General features: G+C 57.6%; 15 protein-coding genes. 5 read left to right on the forward strand and 10 right to left on the reverse strand.

Going from position 1 to position 16,662, the window contains the following annotated elements; all coding sequences use genetic code 11:
- Positions 1–8 precede the first annotated feature (8 nt).
- From J5W70_RS06250 to mul2A, 8 genes are all read right to left on the reverse strand, one after another.
- A complete protein-coding gene (locus J5W70_RS06250) occupies positions 9–152 on the reverse strand; it encodes a hypothetical protein (protein ID WP_215841950.1) in 144 nt (47 codons plus the stop codon).
- Positions 153–255: 103 nt separating this feature from the next.
- A complete protein-coding gene (gene rho, locus J5W70_RS06255) occupies positions 256–1,701 on the reverse strand; it encodes a transcription termination factor Rho (RefSeq protein WP_022398196.1) in 1,446 nt (481 codons plus the stop codon).
- Positions 1,694–2,299 (reverse strand): dephospho-CoA kinase, encoded by a 606-nt coding sequence (gene coaE / locus J5W70_RS06260; protein WP_022398195.1) that lies wholly within the window; start codon positions 2,297–2,299, stop codon positions 1,694–1,696. The genes rho and coaE overlap by 8 nt, the downstream gene beginning before the upstream one ends.
- A gap of 94 nt (positions 2,300–2,393) precedes the next feature.
- Positions 2,394–5,123 carry an Amuc_1098 family type IV pilus outer membrane protein gene (locus J5W70_RS06265; protein WP_022398194.1) on the reverse strand — a complete coding sequence of 910 codons (2,730 nt, stop codon included), beginning with the start codon at positions 5,121–5,123 and terminating at the stop codon, positions 2,394–2,396.
- Between the two features lie 71 nt (positions 5,124–5,194).
- A complete protein-coding gene (locus J5W70_RS06270; RefSeq protein WP_022398193.1) occupies positions 5,195–6,208 on the reverse strand; it encodes an Amuc_1099 family pilus-like system protein in 1,014 nt (337 codons plus the stop codon).
- Between the two features lie 33 nt (positions 6,209–6,241).
- Positions 6,242–7,198, reverse strand: coding sequence for an Amuc_1100 family pilus-like protein (locus J5W70_RS06275; protein WP_022398192.1), 957 nt, complete (start codon positions 7,196–7,198; stop codon positions 6,242–6,244).
- A gap of 29 nt (positions 7,199–7,227) precedes the next feature.
- On the reverse strand, positions 7,228–9,066 hold the full coding sequence (gene mul2B, locus J5W70_RS06280; protein WP_022398191.1) for an Amuc_1101 family PilM-like pilus complex protein: 1,839 nt from the start codon (positions 9,064–9,066) through the stop codon (positions 7,228–7,230).
- Between the two features lie 51 nt (positions 9,067–9,117).
- Entirely contained in the window at positions 9,118–9,831 is a 714-nt protein-coding gene (gene mul2A / locus J5W70_RS06285) for an Amuc_1102 family pilus-like protein (protein WP_022398190.1), read from the reverse strand.
- Between the two features lie 194 nt (positions 9,832–10,025).
- Here mul2A and J5W70_RS06290 point away from each other — a divergent pair, with 194 nt between their 5' ends.
- Positions 10,026–11,105: a M42 family metallopeptidase gene (locus tag J5W70_RS06290; protein WP_022398189.1), complete on the forward strand. Its 1,080-nt coding sequence runs from the start codon at positions 10,026–10,028 to the stop codon at positions 11,103–11,105.
- Positions 11,106–11,116: 11 nt separating this feature from the next.
- A complete protein-coding gene (lgt, locus tag J5W70_RS06295) occupies positions 11,117–12,175 on the forward strand; it encodes a prolipoprotein diacylglyceryl transferase (protein ID WP_022398188.1) in 1,059 nt (352 codons plus the stop codon).
- Here the strand turns inward: lgt and J5W70_RS06300 are convergent.
- Together J5W70_RS06300 and J5W70_RS06305 are read right to left on the reverse strand one after the other, a co-directional pair.
- Positions 12,172–12,906 (reverse strand): DUF3313 domain-containing protein, encoded by a 735-nt coding sequence (locus tag J5W70_RS06300; RefSeq protein ID WP_102726533.1) that lies wholly within the window; start codon positions 12,904–12,906, stop codon positions 12,172–12,174. The genes lgt and J5W70_RS06300 overlap by 4 nt on opposite strands.
- Before the next feature lie 81 nt (positions 12,907–12,987).
- Positions 12,988–13,689: a DUF3313 domain-containing protein gene (locus tag J5W70_RS06305; protein ID WP_022398186.1), complete on the reverse strand. Its 702-nt coding sequence runs from the start codon at positions 13,687–13,689 to the stop codon at positions 12,988–12,990.
- A 118-nt stretch (positions 13,690–13,807) separates the two neighbouring features.
- On the opposite strand from J5W70_RS06305, the gene J5W70_RS06310 reads away from it, so the two are divergent.
- From J5W70_RS06310 to J5W70_RS12950, 3 genes are all read left to right on the forward strand, one after another.
- Complete coding sequence (locus J5W70_RS06310) at positions 13,808–15,091, forward strand: aminopeptidase P N-terminal domain-containing protein (protein WP_022398185.1); 1,284 nt, start codon at positions 13,808–13,810, stop codon at positions 15,089–15,091.
- Positions 15,092–15,156: 65 nt separating this feature from the next.
- Positions 15,157–16,032 (forward strand): ATP phosphoribosyltransferase, encoded by an 876-nt coding sequence (gene hisG / locus J5W70_RS06315; RefSeq protein ID WP_022398184.1) that lies wholly within the window; start codon positions 15,157–15,159, stop codon positions 16,030–16,032.
- 41 nt (positions 16,033–16,073) lie between these two features.
- Positions 16,074–16,178 carry a hypothetical protein gene (locus tag J5W70_RS12950; RefSeq protein WP_012420149.1) on the forward strand — a complete coding sequence of 35 codons (105 nt, stop codon included), beginning with the start codon at positions 16,074–16,076 and terminating at the stop codon, positions 16,176–16,178.
- Positions 16,179–16,662 lie beyond the last annotated feature (484 nt).

The following is a 16,662-nucleotide window of genomic DNA, read 5'->3' on the forward strand; positions in this document are numbered from 1 at the left end:
GAATCCGTTCACTCCACCCCCTTGTTCCGGGCGGAGCGGCTCCCGGCAAACATGCTATCCATGCTATCCATGATGTCCATGATGTCCATGATGTCCATGATGTCCATGATGTCCATGATGTCCATGATGTCCATGATGTCCATGATGTCCATGATATTGCCGCGGAACCCGGAAATGACGGGGAACATCTCCATAAAAAACCTCCGTCCCGGTGAGGGAACGGAGGCGGTAAAGACGGAAAAAGGGAGGTGAACCTTAACGCAACCCTGTCAGCAGGAGTTCCGCATTGTTCTGTGTCTTGGAGATATTTTGCAGGAGGGCCTGGAGGCCTTCCCAGCCCGGCTTCATGGCGAGCTGGCGGCGAAGCTGCATGATCTTGACGAACTCCTGTTCGTTGTACAGCCTGTCGTCATTGCGGGTGCCGCTCTGGGAAAGGGAGATGGCCGGATAAATGCGCCGTTCGGAAAGCTCCCGGTCCAGCCGGATTTCCAAATTGCCCGTTCCCTTGAATTCTTCAAAAATCACTTCATCCATTCTGGACTCCGTATCCACCAGGCACGTGGCGATGATGGTCAGGCTGCCGCCTTCCTCCACGTTGCGCGCGGCGGAAAAGAACTTGCGCGGTTTTTCCAGCGCATTGGAACCCAGGCCGCCGGACATGATGCGTCCTCCCGTCTGGTTGGCGTTGTAGCCGCGGGCCAGCCGGGTAAGGGAGTCCAGCAGGATGACGACGTCCTTGCCCATTTCCACCAGCCGCTTGGCTCTCTCAATGACCAGGTCGGAAACCTGGGCGTGGCGGCGGGAAGGCTCGTCAAAGGTGGAGGCGTACACCGGAGCATCCACGGTTTCTTCAAAATCCGTTACTTCCTCCGGGCGTTCGTCCAGCAGCAGCACGATCAATTCCACTTCCGGATAATTGGCCCTGATGGAACGGGCGATTGTTTTCAGAAGAACGGTTTTGCCGCCGCGCGGGGGCGCCACGATCAGGCCGCGCTGGCCTTTGCCGAAGGGGGTCATGAGGTCCAGCACGCGCATGGCGGCGGAATTGACCTCCTTGTTTTCCAGAAGGAGGCGTTCCTTCGGGAAGAGGGGGGTGAGGCGTTCAAAGTCACTGCGCGCCCGGTACTCTTCTGCGGGGATGCCTTCCACGCTGATGACGGAAGAGGCGGAAAGGTACTTGTCATGGGGACGCAGCTTGCGCAGCCTGACCTTGATCTGCTGGCCTACGCGGAGGTGCAGGGGCTTGATGAGGTTGCCGCCCAGGTAAATATCATCCGGAGAGGTGCGGAAGCTTTTGACCGGATCCCTCAGCATGGCGTAATTGTCCTTGGCCTGTTCCATGACTCCGGAGACGACTACTTCATGGCCCTTTGCCAGAAGCTGCTTTCCCAGCTCAAAAATCAGTTGGGACTTGGTGAGGGAGGCCGCGTTCCGGATAGGGAGGCTTTCCGCCATCTCCTGAAGATCGTTCAGGGGGCGTTCCCGCAGTTCATTGATGTCAATCTGTTCCGGAACGGGAGCGGCGGCTTCCTCCGCCCGGGCCGGGACTGCCGGAGCGCAGGCCGTATCCCCTGCGTTTTCCTCCGGAGCGGCAGCCGGATGTTCCTCAGAAATCCCTTCCGGTGCGGGAAGGGGCTTGGGGGGAGCCGCCTGCGGATCCTCTCCGGAGGGGAGGGGCTTGTTGTCGAGTTCTTCAGTCATGAAAAAAATGTTGGTAGAGTCTTTGGATTTGCTGGCGGAGCAGGTCCGGCGGTCCTTCGTTCCAGAGGACGAAATCGGCCGCGGCCACTTTTTCCATGATAGGACGCTGGGCCGCCAGAATGGCTTCAATCATGTCCTCACGGAATCCGTTCCTGAGAGCCAGGCGGGTCTTCTGCGTTTCCCGGGAAACGGCCACCACGCACACGGCATCCTGGTGGTAGCGCGCCGATGTTTCAAAAAACAGGGGCACGTCAATGACAAACCCGGCTACCGCCGCATTCTGACGCGCCGCCCGCATTTGCGCAAGACATTCTTGGTGCAGCAGGGGGTGAATGATTCCTTCCAGCGTCCTGCGGCTTTCCGGATTCCGGAAGACAAGCTCCCGCAGGAAGTTCCTGTCCGCGCGGCCGTCTTCATCCACGCTGGCGGGTCCGAAGGCGCGGGAGAGCCTCTCCCTGAGCCTGCCGCCGTCCAGCAGCCTGCCTGCCTCCGCATCACAGTCAAAAAGGCGCAGGCGCGGCCCCCCCTCCTCCATCAGCAGGCGGATGGCGGTGGACTTTCCGGTGGCGATTCCGCCGGTCACGATCAGCGTCTTCATGAGGGAAGGGAAAAACCGGGTATGTATGGGACATAAAGAGCGGGTGAAAGGTTCACCCTTTCACCCGCTCCAATATGGACGTTATGCACGCCGCCTACATGGGAGGCAGCAGGCCTTCGGAAGCAGGCAGTGCGCTTTCCGGAGCGGCCGCGGTGGGAAGGGCGTTGCCGCGTACGGGCTGGCCCGTGGCGTCAATGATCTGTCCCGTCACGAAGATCATCAGATTCTTCTTGATGTGGTTGTCGGAGTTGCTGCGGAAGAAGCGTCCGATGAGAGGCAGGTCACCGAAGATCGGCACCTTGTCTTCCACCGTCTGCACGTTTTCCGTGATCAAACCACCGATTGCCACGGTGTGGCCGTCGTAGATGAACAGGGACGTTTCAACGGAACGCTTGGAGAAGATGGGCTGCTCAATGCGGTTTTCCGTCAGAGTCAGGGACATCGGCTTGCCGTTGGAACCAACGCCGGTGGACTGGATCGGGCTGCCGTAGTTCACGAAGCCTTCAAATTCCACGATGCTGGGCTTGAAGTTGAGGTCAATGATGTACTTGTTGTCACCAATGGTGGGCACAACTTCCAGGGTCACGCCGACGGGCTTCATTTCAAACACGCCGGGAGTGGCGGGAGTGACGGGGAAGCTGGTGACCTGGGCCTGGTTTTCGGTGCCTACAAGGTCATCCAGAACGTTGTTCCGGTTATTGTAGTTGCCGCCGCCCCAGCTGCTCACGTTGTTGGGAAGTTCCGGGGGTTCGTATTCGGTGGGGTACCAGAATTCGCGGATGATTTCAATCTTGGCGGTTTCACCGGACTTGGCGGTCACGCTGGGAGCGGTGAGAACGTCGGAACCCTTCTTCTGGGACAGGCCGCGCATCAGCATCTGGAAGGCGCCTTCGTCATAGATGCCCGTCAGGGACATGATGCCGGGAGCCGGATTCTTCTTGGTGGCTTCAGTGCGGCTGGTGCTGTTCAGCAGGTTGTCCACGGAGTTCTTGGCAATGGCGTAGTCGCCCGTGCGGTTGCCGCCGGTGGCGAGGCCGTTGATCAGGCCGTTGCCGTCCGTATTGGTGCTGTTGTTGTTCACGGGCCAGCCGCTTACGCCGCCAGGGGACTGGGTGAAGTCATCAGGAACGAGGCCGGTGCCGTAGTTCGTGCCGCCGCCCAGGAAGGTGCTGCGGTCGTTGCTGACGGAGAACGGCGTAACGATCCAGTCAAAGCCGAGTTCTTCCGTGTTTTCCTGGGTCACTTCCACGAACTTGGTCATGATGCGCACCTGCTGGGATTCGCCGCGGGTGTTTTCAATGAGCTGTTCGATCAGGTCCAGGTTGCCGGAGGTATTGCGGACGACCAGGGAGGAGTTGCCGTTGACAAGGAATGCCGTGGCGCCTTCCGGGAAGCTGATGCCGCTCTTTTGCAGCAGGCTGCGGATGGAGGGCATGGGCTTGAGGCCGGAGGAGCTTTCACCGCCGCCGCCGAAGGGGTCTTCGCTGACGTCGCCGCCGCCGTCGCCGACGGTGGTGCGGAGAGCGGACTGGAAGCCCGGAGGCACGGAGAAGGTGCGCTGGTAGAGATCCACGTCATTGCCGCCGGCAGGAAGGATGGTGACGGCATAGTCTTCCACCTTCTGGCGCAGGCCGGCGTTGCTGCAGATGAAGCGGAGCACTTCCAGCATGGGAACGTTGGTCAGCTTGAGCTGGCCGATCTTGCGGGTGCGGATGCTTTCCTGCGGAGCGGCAACCGGAGCGACTTCCGTGACGTCCGTTGATTCCTCGCCGAAGCCGCCGTCGTCAGCTGCGGGAGCTGTCGGAGTAACGGCTGCGGGCTGGGAGTCGTTGATAACAAAGTTGATGCCGCGTTCGCCGTTCGGGCCTACCGTACGGTCCAGTTCGATGGACTTCTTGCGCAGGTAGTCGATGGCGTCTTCCACGGTGGTGTCTTCAAAGGAGACGGAGGGGATGATGATGCTCTTGAGCTTCATCAGGTTGGCCGTGGCGCCGTTGACATCCGTGATCGGGGCGTTGTCCGCTCCGTCGGCTCCCGTCGGGACTTCCATCGGAATGGGGCGTTCCCACATTTTGTCTACTTCCGCAAGCATGGTGCTGCGGGTCTCGTCGTAGGCGGCCGCATAATAGGCCATTCTGCGGCGGTTGACCGTTTCCTGTCCGCGGCGGGCTGCCACGTTGTACGGGTCAATGGAAAGAACCTTGTTGAATTCGGCGATGGCTTTGTCGTAGTCGCCGAGGTCATAGTAACCATAGGCCATGTGAAGGAGGGTGTTCACCTTTTCCACGTTCTTGACGTGTTCGGGTGTAAGCGCCGGATTCGTGCGAATCGGGTCCTTCATGTATTCGAGCGTCTGCTTGGCAAGCTTGGCGCTCCGGGGATTGAGCTTGATGGCGTCCTGGAGAAGCTTGTCGGCTTCGTCATAGCGGCCCACTTTGATGTATTCCTGAGCAACGGCGATGCTGGCGTCGCCAATGTGGTTGGCGATGGCTTCCTTGCGCTGGTCGTTGATCGGCGCGGAGGGCAGCATGTTGTAAGCGGCATTGTATTTGTCCAGGGCTTCCTTGTACTTGCCTTCGCGGTACAGGTTGCGGCCTTCTGCAAGGAGCTGCATGGCTTCCTGGGTCTGCGCTTCGCGGCGGGCCATGGCTATGCGCGCTGCATCGGACTGGTAGTAACTGCCCGGTCCGGCGTAGGACGATCCCAAGGCACTGGAGGTTCCGACGGCGCCGCCATCACCAGCCTGCGCAAACGGGCAGGAGGCAGCAATGGCCATCAGCGCGATCAGGGAACGCTTCGGTTGATAAAGTGGTGCGTGGTCCATAGTTAGGTTCTTCTTTTTACATGTTTTTCGGATTTGTGAAGCTTTTTTTTCAGAAAAGTTTAAATCCGGGTCTATTTTTTCTTGCTCAGTGTTGTTTGTTCTCCAGTGGTTTTGTTGGCAATGGTTACGGTCTGCGTAGCATTATCAACGGTTTTCAGCGTATAGGTCTGTTTGGTGTCTCCCGGGATCTGGAAGTCGGCGCCTTCCTCCACTTCAAAGCTGGTATCTCGTTCGGGGCCGGCGGCGATAGTAAGGTTTACTTTCTTATCAATGATTGGAATGACGTATTTTGTGCCGCGCCTGATGGTGTAGGTTTGGCCGTTTTTGGTCGGCTTTAAATCCTTGACGACGGCTTCCTCGTCCGTTTCCACCATGTCCAGGCTGGGGTTCTTGAATTCCTTGCTGGCGACGCTGACAAGCTCGAACCTGGGTTCGTCTTTCGTGTTCTTGCGGGTGCCGAACTTGCCGTTGGGCTGGACAATGTTTCTCCAAAGCTCCTGCCTGGCGCGGTTCATGCCCTTGAAGGTGAAGTCATTGCCGTCCGACTGCGTGAAGGCCAGGTAAAAGCCGAACTGCTTGATTTCGTCCACAAAGAGCTTGTTGACGAGGGGTGGGTGGCTGTTCGGATCATTGGGATGCGTTTTAGCCTCATATTCCTCCTGTACGGTGAATCCGTCGTTGTCAGGGTCCCGGGTGAGGACGTCCGAGTAAACGAACTCATTTTCCAGACCGTTGTCCAGGAACCATTTGTTCGGGATGTTGCCGTGGATGGGAGGTCCTGAAATAATGTCAAAGGGTTCCATTCCCCCTTCCTTGATCCAGAGATTGGGAGCTACGAAGCCCACGTACTGCTGCGTTTCCTGCGCAATGGGCTTGAGCTCATGGGAGGCGGAAAGCTCCTGATTGACTTCCGCGGCTTTCTTGATGCCGGGAGGAGGTTCAATCGCCTTTTCCGAAACCTGCGTGGTGAACTTGTACTTGTCATTCAGTCCCAGAAGGGTCACCGTACCATAGACGGCTACCCCCAGGCCCAGGACGATGCCGGAGGCCAGCAGGATTTTGTCGTAGTTTTGTTTTTCAGACATGTTGAAAGTATTTGCTGCGGTTGGTTGCCGTAATTAATCTTCAGACGGTTCCTGTGCCTTGGGCTGGTTGAAGTGGACCAGGTTGAGGGAGACCTGGACAAAGATTTGCTCCTTGCCCATGTAAGGTTTGATGAGTTGCTGGATGGCCGGTGCTGCGGGCGCAGCCGCTTCATCAGCCGGCGTCAGGGATGCCGCTCCCGCAGCGGGCTGGGCGGCGGCAGGTTTGGCCGCTGCCGGATTGGCGATGGGGGGAGGCATCATACGCTCGTTGCGGATCCGGATGGAATTAACCGTGAACAGGTAATCCTGGGAGTCCGTAATAGCGTTCATGGCTTTCAGCACGCTTTCCCGGTTGCCCTGGAAGGCGATTTCCAGGGGCATGGGAGTCCAGGGTGCCTGGTTGGGCTCGTCAGCGTCCTCTTCCGGATTGTTCGCCGGATTTTCAATGGGGAGCTGGGGACGGTACACCTTGATGAATTTGGACAGTCCGCAGTCCGTCAGCTTGTTGACGAGGCTGTTGACGGCTTTCAATTCAAAGCCCAGCGTGGAGGCCGCCTGCACGGACGGAGCCTGGGTGCTGTAAACCTGGAAGCCAAGCCAGGAGGAAGTGTCCGTGATCAGGATGTTCTTTTTCTTGCAGGAGGCGATCAGGGCGTCCCTGAACGTTTTCAGTTCATTCTGGAATGCCGTGGGCGTGGTGGGAACCAGCGCGGAGGAAGCAAGGAAGGGCTTGTATGCCGTTTCCAGGCTGGTGACCGCCTTAGCATAGCGGTTCAGTTCCTTTTCCAGCTCCTCATTGGATGCGCGGCTCGGCGTGATTTCAGCGGCGTTGGCGGATTTGATCTCCTTGGAGGCGACGCTGATTTTCTTGTCCAGCTCGCTGCGTTTGGAATTGACGATGTACCCAGTTACGGATAACCCCAGGAATAAGAGAAGCCCCACGCCCGCCACCATGGCGGCGGGCTTGTTGTCTGTAATCCAATTGCTCATAAAATATGTCTTGTTCGGGTTGGGTAATCTTATTTGTTAAAGTTCACGGGAATGGGAGTTTTTAACGGAAGCACCAGCTTGAAGGGGACAAAGGCCCCTGCCGCTGCGTCTACCTTGGCGTCCTTGGCTCCCAGCTCCATGATCTGGCGGGCTTCCAGCTTTACGTCTCCGGGCTTGAAGGTGAACAGGGATTCCTTGTTCCCGTCTATTTTTGCCTGAAGGTCCTGGATGATTCTCTGGCCGCCCAGACTGCGCCGGACAAACCCGGTCAGGCGCACGGCGTTAACGCTGTAAACGGACGGTTCATCTTCACTGGAGGTGTTCGCGGAGGATTCCATCCTGATGTCGTCCACCAGGGACGTGTTTTTATCCGACGTGAAGGAATCCTTGATAACGGAGTAGCCTGTGATCTGGGTGGTATCCTCCGGATTGAAGTGGGCCAGCGGTTCGAAGTCCGTGAACCAGTAGGGATAATCCTTGTGTTCCGACTGTTCCAGCAGGTGCTTGATGATGTCCGCATATCCGTAGCGCTGTAGTGTGAGCTGTTGGTAGGAGGCCAGGGTGGCGTCCAGTTTTTTCAGCTCCTGTTCCTTCTGGCGCAGGGCGGATTGCTCCGACTTGATGGAGGTGACGGTGGGGTGCACGCCGGCGAGGGTTTCCTCCGCCTTCTGCACGCCCATATATCCGGTGACGGCATAGGCTGCGGCGCCGAGAACGGCGATGGCGGCTCCGGCGATGATGGCGGGCATCTTCTTCTGGTTGGCGCGCTTTTTGGCAATTGCCGTGGGTTCCAGGTCAATGTTGAGGGAAGCCCTGCCGATGGCGTTGACGGCGGTGCCGATCAGGCCGCCCAGGATAAAGGCTTCACGGGAGATGGTGTTCACGTCCACGCCGGAACCCACGCCCACGTTGTGCATGGGGTTGAAGAAGGAAATCGGAATGCCCAGCTTGTCTTCCAGGAATTCCTTGGTGTAGGGCAGGGACGCGCCGCCGCCGCACAGGTAGGCCTTCACGGGAGCGCTTCCGTTCATCTGGGCGCGGTAATGGTTGGTGGTGCGCTGGATTTCGGAAGCCAGCCTGGTCATGGCCGTGCGGATGACGGTAGCCAGGTTGGCCGTGGCGGGATCCAGCCCCTCCGTCTGTCCGTTGCTCATGGAAACGAGGCCGCTGGTGGTCTTCAGGCGTTCCGCCTCCATGAAGGGAACGTTGAATTCCCGGGCGATGGCGGAAGTGACGAAGATGCCGCCCGCGGAAATGCTGCGGGTGAAGAAGCGGCCCTGTTCGCTGTAAATCAGGTCCGTGGACTTGGCGCCGATGTCGATGAGCATCACCGGCTCTTTTTCATCCGGGTAGCTGTCCACATACGCGTTGTACAGGGAGGTCAGCGCGCAGTCCACCTTGCCGGTGGAAAGGTTGTGGGAGACGATTTCGTCATTAAGGGAATCCAGATCTTCCGCCTTGATGGCTACAAGGACGGCTTCCCGTTCCAGGCCCTTGGCGGGGAGGAGGTGGTAGTCCCACACCACTTCATCCAGCGGGAAGGGGACGTGCTGCTGGGCTTCAAAGCGGATGAGCTGTTCCACATCGGTATCGTCCAGGGCCGGAAGCTTGACGAAGCGGATGAAAACGGATTGCCCGGAAACGGAATAGTTGGCAACGCTGCCTTTGACATTGAGTTCCTGGACGAGGTCGGCGATTGCCTCCCCTATTTTCGTCAGGCGCAAGCCTTCCGCCGACGGGTCCAGCACTACGAGGCGCGTAGCATAGCGGTCCAGGATAAGGGCGTCTTTGGAGGTCTTGGAAAAGACGCCCATTGAAACTCTCTGGGAACCTACGTTTAATGCGACGATTTGTCGTGAATTAGCCATGGGTGATTTCTGTTAAATAAAAAATGAGATGAGAAAAATGTTGATGGGGCTTTATTCGCCGTCCGCAGCCGGAGCTTCCGTGGGCGTGCCGAACGGGGCCGGGCTGGGAGCCGCCTGCTGGCTGTTGGGCCTCATGATTTCCGGATAACGGTCATACCAGTACACGGAGAAGGGCGTTTCATCCTTGTTCAGGAGGGGATAATAGGAGGTTTCCACGATGCTGGGGGACTGGATGGTCCACCATTTTTCCATCTTGCCGCGTTCGGAGGAATAAGTGGCGACGATTTTGCCATTGTATTCCACCACCACGCCCTGGTACTTCACCCACTTGCCCCTGCCGCCTTCCGAACCGGTGATGCGCTTGACGGAAGAAGGGGAGAGATAGACGGAGGCATACGTGGCTTCCCCTACCGGAACATTGACGTATTTTACTTCCTTGTACAGTTTCAGGTACTGGCGGGCACGGTCCGGGTTGACTACGGCAATATAGAATTTGAACGTCAGGGAATCAATGTAGCCGGACTTGGGCACGGGAGCGGCTTCCACCTTGAAGGGCATTTCAAAATCCGCCCATCTCTTCGGCTTCGGGAGCGGCCGGGGGTCGTCCTGGGTCATGACATTGGGGGACTGGCGCATGTACAGGGACAGCTTTTCCAACGTGACCTTCACCTGCATTCTGGGATTGCTGGTGGTTTGCGCCGATGCCGCAGGAATGAAAAGCACCGCAGCCAGCATGGCCGTGATAGTGTTAAGGATGGATTTCATAGCACAATTCGATTCCCTGATTAGTTACACCAAAAACCGAACTGTGGCTAGCAAAAATCTCTTGTTTCTTTCCATGTAACGGGTGTTGCGCAGGATGAGGCTCAATCCGGAGGTTCCCCCCGTGCGGTCAAGAAAAAATCATGCGGCATGGCTGCGGGCTTGACCTGGAAGGGGTGTTTTCACATGCTCGGCCCATGGCGATTGATTCGGATCTGCTGAAAAAGTTTTCAGAAGCCCACGGTATTTCAGGGCATGAGGATGAAGTACGGAACCTTGTGGCGCAGGAACTTGAAGGATGCGGGGAATTTTCCTCCGACGGTTCGGGAAGCCTGTTCTGCACCAATGGCGATTCAGGCCCCCGCGTGATGCTGGCCGCCCACATGGATGAAATCGGGTTCCTGGTACAGAACATCACGGCAAACGGCTTTCTTCAACTGGTGGGGATAGGCGGCTGGTGGCCGCATACCCTGTTGAGCCAGCGTGTTCTGGTGAAAACGCGTTCAGGCCGCAGCGTTCAGGGGGTGATCGGTTCCAAGCCTCCCCATTTTCTGCCGGAAGGCCAGCGCAACAGCGTCATGAGCATGGAAGCCCTGTTTGTGGACGTGGGCGCTGAAAGCGCGGAACAGGTGAAAAATGAATTCGGCATTCATCTGGGTGATCCCGTGGTGCCGGACGCGGCATTCTCGCCTCTGGAAAATCCGTTCCGGGTCATGGGCAAGGCCTTTGACAACCGTGCCGGCCTTTCCGTGATGATAGAGGCCTTCAAGACATTGTGCCGGGAAGGACACCCCAATACACTGATTGCCGCCGCCACGGTGCAGGAGGAAGTGGGGACGCGTGGCGCGAAGACGGCCGGAGTCGCCATGCGCCCGGATTGCGTGATCGTGCTGGAAGGCCCCCCCGCGGACGATACCCCCGGTTTTACCGTGGCGGATTCCCAGGGTGCCCTGGGCGGCGGCGTGCAGATCAGGTTGTTTGACCCTACGGCCATCACCAATCCCCGTCTGGCCGCCCTGGCCGAGAAAACGGCGGCGGATGCAGGCATCCCCTTCCAGCTGACGGTGCGCCGTTCCGGTGGAACGGATGCGGCGGCCCTTCATCTCTCCGGCAGGGGAGTTCCCACGATCGTGCTGGGAATACCCACCCGGTACATTCATGCCCATAACGGCGTGCTGGACCTGCGGGACTACCGCGCGGCGGTGGAACTGACGGTGGCGCTGGTGCGCGCCCTGGACCGTGAAGCCGTGGAAGCCCTTACCCATTATCTGCCCTGAAAGGAACGCCCATGAATTTGACCGCTTACGTACACGACCTGGACCCCGTCATCTGGCAGGTGACGGACTCCATTGCCCTGCGCTGGTATGGCGTGGCCTACCTGATGGGTTTCATCGGCGGATACTTTCTGCTCTCCTGGCTGTCCCGCCGGAAGCTGTATCCCATTCCGCAGGACAGGCTGGCGGACTTTGTCACCTATGTGGCGATCTTCGGCGTCCTGATCGGCGGACGGCTGGGATACGTGCTCTTTTACCAGATACCCAACCACGGCTGGTCCCAGTTCCTGGCGGACCCGCTCATGGCCCTGCGGGTATGGGAAGGGGGCATGGCCAGCCACGGAGGAATGATCGGCGTGGGGCTGTACACGTTCTACTACGCGTGGAAGCACCGCGTCAAGTGGGTGGCCCTGCTGGACGGGCTGGCCATTGTGGCCCCCGTAGGGCTCTTCTTCGGGCGCATGGCCAACTTCATCAATGGGGAACTGTACGGGCGCATTGTATCGCCCGGATCCGCCCAGGGAATGATCTTTCCGGCGGAACTGTCCCAGGACCCGGACTTGTTCGTCCGCGTGGCCTCCCGCATCTATGAAACGCCCGGATTGCTGGACAAGCTTTCCCTCTCCGGAATAACCGTGCCGGACCGCATGACTGCCGCCTGGGTGACCGACCGGGTGAGGGATACGCCCGCCATCAAGGAAATCGTGGGGCAGATGATGCAGGACCATGCGCGCTATCCTTCCCAGTTGTATGAAGCATTTGCGGAAGGAGTGCTTCTCTTTGCCGTTCTGTGGTTCATCCGGGTGAAATTCCCGCGTGCCTGGAATGGCGTGTTCTGCGGCATCTTTGCCATTCTCTATGCTGTCGGGAGAATCGTTTGCGAGGAATACCGGGAACCGGACTCCCCCTTCTCCATGGGATTGACCCGCGGGCAGTTCCTCTCCGTCTTCCTCGTGCTGGTGGGCGTCGCCTTCTTCGTCTATGCCTTTAAAACCAGGCAGACGGTGCAGGAATGCACCTTCTATGATCCTGAAAAAAAGAACAAGGAGGAATCAGCCGGAAAAGCCGCTTAAAACGGGTCCAGGTCAACTTCCCCCGTCTTGGGAATATAACTGGAAGGTCCGCCCTTGAAAATGGCGGAAATTCCGCTGGCGAAAAGCTGCAAATTCTGCTGGTCAAAGGCGAAGCGCTCGAACTCCTTCACGGAAAACAGCGTGATGGGGTCCGTATTGTAGGCCTTGAACTCCATGATGCTGGTGCCCGTGCGCATGTCTGACAGGCGCCCTTCAATGCCTACGTCCCCGCTCATGAAATTGCCGAGGATCAGGGAAGTGCCCGGAAGGGGGGACGCCAGGGAAACCAGGTCGGACATGATATTGCCGCCTACGTCCGTAGGCTTCAGCTTGACCATGGCGATGTAAAGAGTCACGCCGCCCGGTGCGGGGCGGTCAACCAGCTGCCACTTGATCCTTCCTCCGGTCTGTTTGGATTTATTCTCCAGCACCCTGCGGATATCTTTCTGAAGCTCCGTCCTGAACTGTTCCGCCAGGGCCGGGGCCTCCTTCGGGAATCTGGCCTTGATATAATCAATATTGATGGGGGCCACATACACCTTCAGGCGCGGGGAATTCCAGATGGCCTGCTCTGTGGGGTTGTACCAGACGCCCTGGAAGCAGCTCTGTTTGGAATCCGCATGAAGAGGATGGGTAATCAAGGGGGAAACGGGCATGTGCTGGGAACTGGAACAGGAAAAAACCAATCCCGTTCCCAGCGCCAGCAGGAGCCGTGAAATAGCACCGTACATGCAGGATAAGACGGCGCCCGCATGTCCGGTGTTCGAGTCATGACCCGATTGTCATCAAGAGTTTTCCCCGCCGGGGGGAAATCAGGAATGGGAAGGGTCCTCCTCCAGAATTTCCGCAATCTGCCGGGCAAAACGGTCCAGGTTGTACTTGTCGCAGGCGAACTCCTCAAAACTGTTGCAGGAAAAAATATTGATGGGATCCCTGTTGCGCCCGTAAAATTCCTTCAAGATCGTCCCGTTGTCCAGGGAAACGATGTTGCCTTCAATCCCTACCGCTCCAGAGGCGAAATGATTGATAATGAAGGAAACGCCCGGAATCGGCGAGACGATTCCCACGCCCAGGGCCACGACTTTTCCCCCAACGTCCGTGGGCTTTAATTGGACGATCGCCAGGGAAACCTTCACGCCGGGCGTGCGCGGGCGGTCGCTCAGCACCCAGCGGACATGATTGCCGGGCTTCTCATTATTGCGGTCAATCAAGAGGCGAACCTCCTTTTGCAGGGAATCCCGGAATTCGCGCGCCAGGTAGGGGGAAGCCTCCGGGAACTGCTGCCGGATGGAGCTGATTTCCACGGGAGTAATGTAAACGTACTGCCGCCTTTGCTGTTTCCAGAGGAATTGCCCGGCGGAGGGATGGCACCAGACGCCGCCGAGGTTGCCGCGCGCCTCCTTCAGCTCCGCAGCATGAGTAATGAGCGGGGAAACGGGCCGGTAAGGACCGGAGGAGCAGGAAACGCCCGTGAAAAGAATAGCTGCGGCGGAAAAAACAGCACGGAAAAGCATAAAGCCCAGAATGAACAAAAGAATGCCGGGCCGCAAGAACTTAATATGAACCGCAGGAAGGCCGTTTCGTGTCCGGATGCATGATTGACAAGCTGGAAAAGCGGAGCATGCTGTCGGTATGAGATACGAGCCGCTACCTTCCTCCTTTTTTGCCGGCAATCGTGCGGAACTGGCTTCCCGCCTGCCCGCCGGCAGTATGCTGATCCTGCATGCCAACGACGTGTTCCCCACGAATGCGGACGGCACCTTCGCCCTGCACCAGAATGCCAACCTTTTTTACCTCACCGGGATTGACCAGGAGGAAACCGTCCTCATCATGACCATCCGGGAGGACGGCTGGGATGAAATCCTGCTGTTGCGTGAAACGAATGAACAGATCGCCATCTGGGAAGGAGCCCGTCTCACGCAGGATCAGGCGAGGGAATTGAGCGGCATCCGGGACGTGCGTTGGACCAATGAATATGATACGCTGCTGGATACCCTGGTTCCGGCCGCCACCATGGTCTTTGTGGAAGCCAACCAGCATCCGCGCTGCACCTGCCCGGTGGAAACGCGCAATGCCCGCATGACCAAGGAACTGAAGGAAAAATTCCCGGATGCGGTTCTGAAAAACGTTTATGAAATCATGGCGGAGATGCGCCAGATCAAAAAGCCGGAGGAAATCAAGGCGCTCAGGAAGGCTTGTGACATTACCAATGAAGGCTTCCGGGCGCTGCTCCGGTTCATCAGGCCGGGGGTGGGGGAATGGCAGATCGAGGGCTTTCTGGCTAACGAATTCATCAGCCGGGGGCCGCGCAAATTCTCCTTCCTTCCTATCATTGCCTCCGGAAAGGACACCTGCGTGCTGCACTACATCCAGAACGACAAGAGGTGCGAAGACGGCGGCCTGGTACTCATGGACATAGGCACGGAATACGGAAACTACAACTCCGACATGACCCGCACCGTTCCCGTGAACGGAAAATTCACCCCACGCCAGCGCGCCGTGTATGAAAGCGTGCTGAACATGATGACCTATGCCAAAAGCGTCCTGAGGCCCGGCATCTTGAAATCGGAATATGAGCGCCTGGTGCGCGTCTTCGCTGCCGGAGAACTCGTCAAGCTGGGGCTTGTCACGCCCGCGCAGGTGGCGGAAAAACCGTCCGATCCTCCCATCGTGCGGAAATACTACATGCACGGCTGCTCCCACTTCCTGGGGCTGGACGTGCACGACGTGGGGGAAACCAACCCCGTCGTGCTGCCGGGCATGGTCTTCACCATTGAGCCGGGCATCTACATAGCGGAGGAAGGCATCGGCATCCGCCTGGAAAACGACATCCTGATCGGGGAAAAGGAAAACATTGACCTGTTGGGGGACGTGCCGCTGCTGCCTGATGACATTGAACGGCTCATGGCCCGGTAAAATGGGCCGGATTCGGTTCTAAACTTGACAATGAGGCCCGCGTGGGTTTTCATTCCCGTCCCATCATGTCGAAGAAACTCAAAATAGCACTTCCCAAAGGCAGTTTGCAGGACTCCACCGTGGAATTGTTCCGCAAGGCCGGCTACAATGTATACGTGTCCAGCCGCGGGTACCGCCCGACCTGTGACGACGACGATCTGGAACTCTTCCTGATCCGCGCCCAGGAAATCGGCCGTTACGTCAATGACGGTTTCATCGACTGCGGCATCACCGGACGCGACTGGATTTATGAAAACCGCGCGGACGTGGAAGTGCTGACGGACCTTCAATACTCCAAGGCCACCTCCAAGCCCACCCGCTGGGTGCTGGTGGTTCCGGAAAACTCCCCTATCACCTGCGCGGAAGACCTGCAGGGCAAGCGCATCGCCACGGAAGGCGTGGGCATCACGGAACGCTGGCTTCAGGAAAAGGGCATCAAGGCCCATGTGGAATTCTCCTGGGGCGCTACGGAAGTGAAAGTGCCGGAGCTGGTGGACGCCATTGTGGACATCACGGAAACGGGCAGCTCCATCAAGGCCAACAAGCTCCGCATCGTGGACACCTTGATGACCTCCTATCCCCAGTTCATCGCGAACCGGGAAACGATGCAGGACGAATGGAAAAAGCAGAAGCTGGAAAGCTTGGTCATGATGCTCAGGGGCGCTCTGGAAGCCCGCCGGAAAGTGGGTCTGAAAATGAACCTCCCCGCCGCTTCCCTCAATGGTCTCGTGGAAGCCCTGCCGTCCCTGCGCCGCCCCACCATCTCCCACCTGGCGGAAGAAGGCTGGCTGGCCGTGGAAACGGTCATTGACGAATCCGTCGTCCGGGATATCATTCCGCAGCTCAAGGCCCTCGGCGCGGAAGGCATCATTGAATACCCGCTCAACAAGCTGGTCTATTAACTTTTTTCTCACCACAGTAAAACAACAAACGAACCACAATCATGGGATCGCTCAAAAAACGCCGTAAAGCAAAAATCAACAAGCATAAGCGCAGCAAGCGCATGCGTCAGAACCGTCACAAGAAGCGTTTGCGTTACAAGTCCTAAGGTTTGTGCGCTTCGCTGCTCAAACTGGCAGTCTATCCGATTTCCGGAAAATCCCGGCGTCCTCCGTCCAGCGGAAGGACGCCGTTTTTCTTTTCAATGGAATCAGCGTTGGCTAAAAGGAAACTTTCCAACACAAAAACAATATCTTTAGTGAAGAGAAAAAGACAGCATGTGTCTTTATTCCATTGTTTTGTGATGCGGGTTGATGGTGCTCTGCATAAGGGAATAAAAGGACAGGTCAAGATGATGAAGCGATGCTGGTGTCGTCTCCCTCCCAATCCGTAAAAGAAGGTTTTCCGCTCATCCCCCGCACTCCATTCCCCTTCGCACGATTGCTGTCAGATTATATCGTTCCGAAGTGAAAGATTAGATGTGGAACTGAGCATGGGAAATTCGGAGAAAGTCTAGTTCACTTTGAGCAACTCCTAACATAAACGCAAACATCTAAAGAAAGTAATAGAGTTCAGTAAAGAACAAATCTTTT

This window comes from Akkermansia massiliensis, from assembly GCF_018847375.1.
Lineage (GTDB): Bacteria > Verrucomicrobiota > Verrucomicrobiia > Verrucomicrobiales > Akkermansiaceae > Akkermansia > Akkermansia massiliensis.

Coding starts and splice junctions, on each gene's coding strand:
- J5W70_RS06275 (WP_022398192.1), bottom strand. CDS start 7,198: ATGAGCAATTGGATTACAGACAACAAGCCCGCCGCCATGGTGGCGGGC.
- J5W70_RS06305 (WP_022398186.1), bottom strand. CDS start 13,689: ATGCTTTTCCGTGCTGTTTTTTCCGCCGCAGCTATTCTTTTCACGGGC.
- hisG (WP_022398184.1), top strand. CDS start 15,157: ATGTCGAAGAAACTCAAAATAGCACTTCCCAAAGGCAGTTTGCAGGAC.
- J5W70_RS06290 (WP_022398189.1), top strand. CDS start 10,026: ATGGCGATTGATTCGGATCTGCTGAAAAAGTTTTCAGAAGCCCACGGT.
- J5W70_RS06270 (WP_022398193.1), bottom strand. CDS start 6,208: ATGTCTGAAAAACAAAACTACGACAAAATCCTGCTGGCCTCCGGCATC.
- J5W70_RS06300 (WP_102726533.1), bottom strand. CDS start 12,906: ATGTACGGTGCTATTTCACGGCTCCTGCTGGCGCTGGGAACGGGATTG.
- J5W70_RS12950 (WP_012420149.1), top strand. CDS start 16,074: ATGGGATCGCTCAAAAAACGCCGTAAAGCAAAAATCAACAAGCATAAG.
- rho (WP_022398196.1), bottom strand. CDS start 1,701: ATGACTGAAGAACTCGACAACAAGCCCCTCCCCTCCGGAGAGGATCCG.
- J5W70_RS06310 (WP_022398185.1), top strand. CDS start 13,808: ATGAGATACGAGCCGCTACCTTCCTCCTTTTTTGCCGGCAATCGTGCG.
- lgt (WP_022398188.1), top strand. CDS start 11,117: ATGAATTTGACCGCTTACGTACACGACCTGGACCCCGTCATCTGGCAG.
- J5W70_RS06265 (WP_022398194.1), bottom strand. CDS start 5,123: ATGGACCACGCACCACTTTATCAACCGAAGCGTTCCCTGATCGCGCTG.
- mul2B (WP_022398191.1), bottom strand. CDS start 9,066: ATGGCTAATTCACGACAAATCGTCGCATTAAACGTAGGTTCCCAGAGA.
- mul2A (WP_022398190.1), bottom strand. CDS start 9,831: ATGAAATCCATCCTTAACACTATCACGGCCATGCTGGCTGCGGTGCTT.
- J5W70_RS06250 (WP_215841950.1), bottom strand. CDS start 152: ATGGACATCATGGACATCATGGACATCATGGACATCATGGACATCATG.
- coaE (WP_022398195.1), bottom strand. CDS start 2,299: ATGAAGACGCTGATCGTGACCGGCGGAATCGCCACCGGAAAGTCCACC.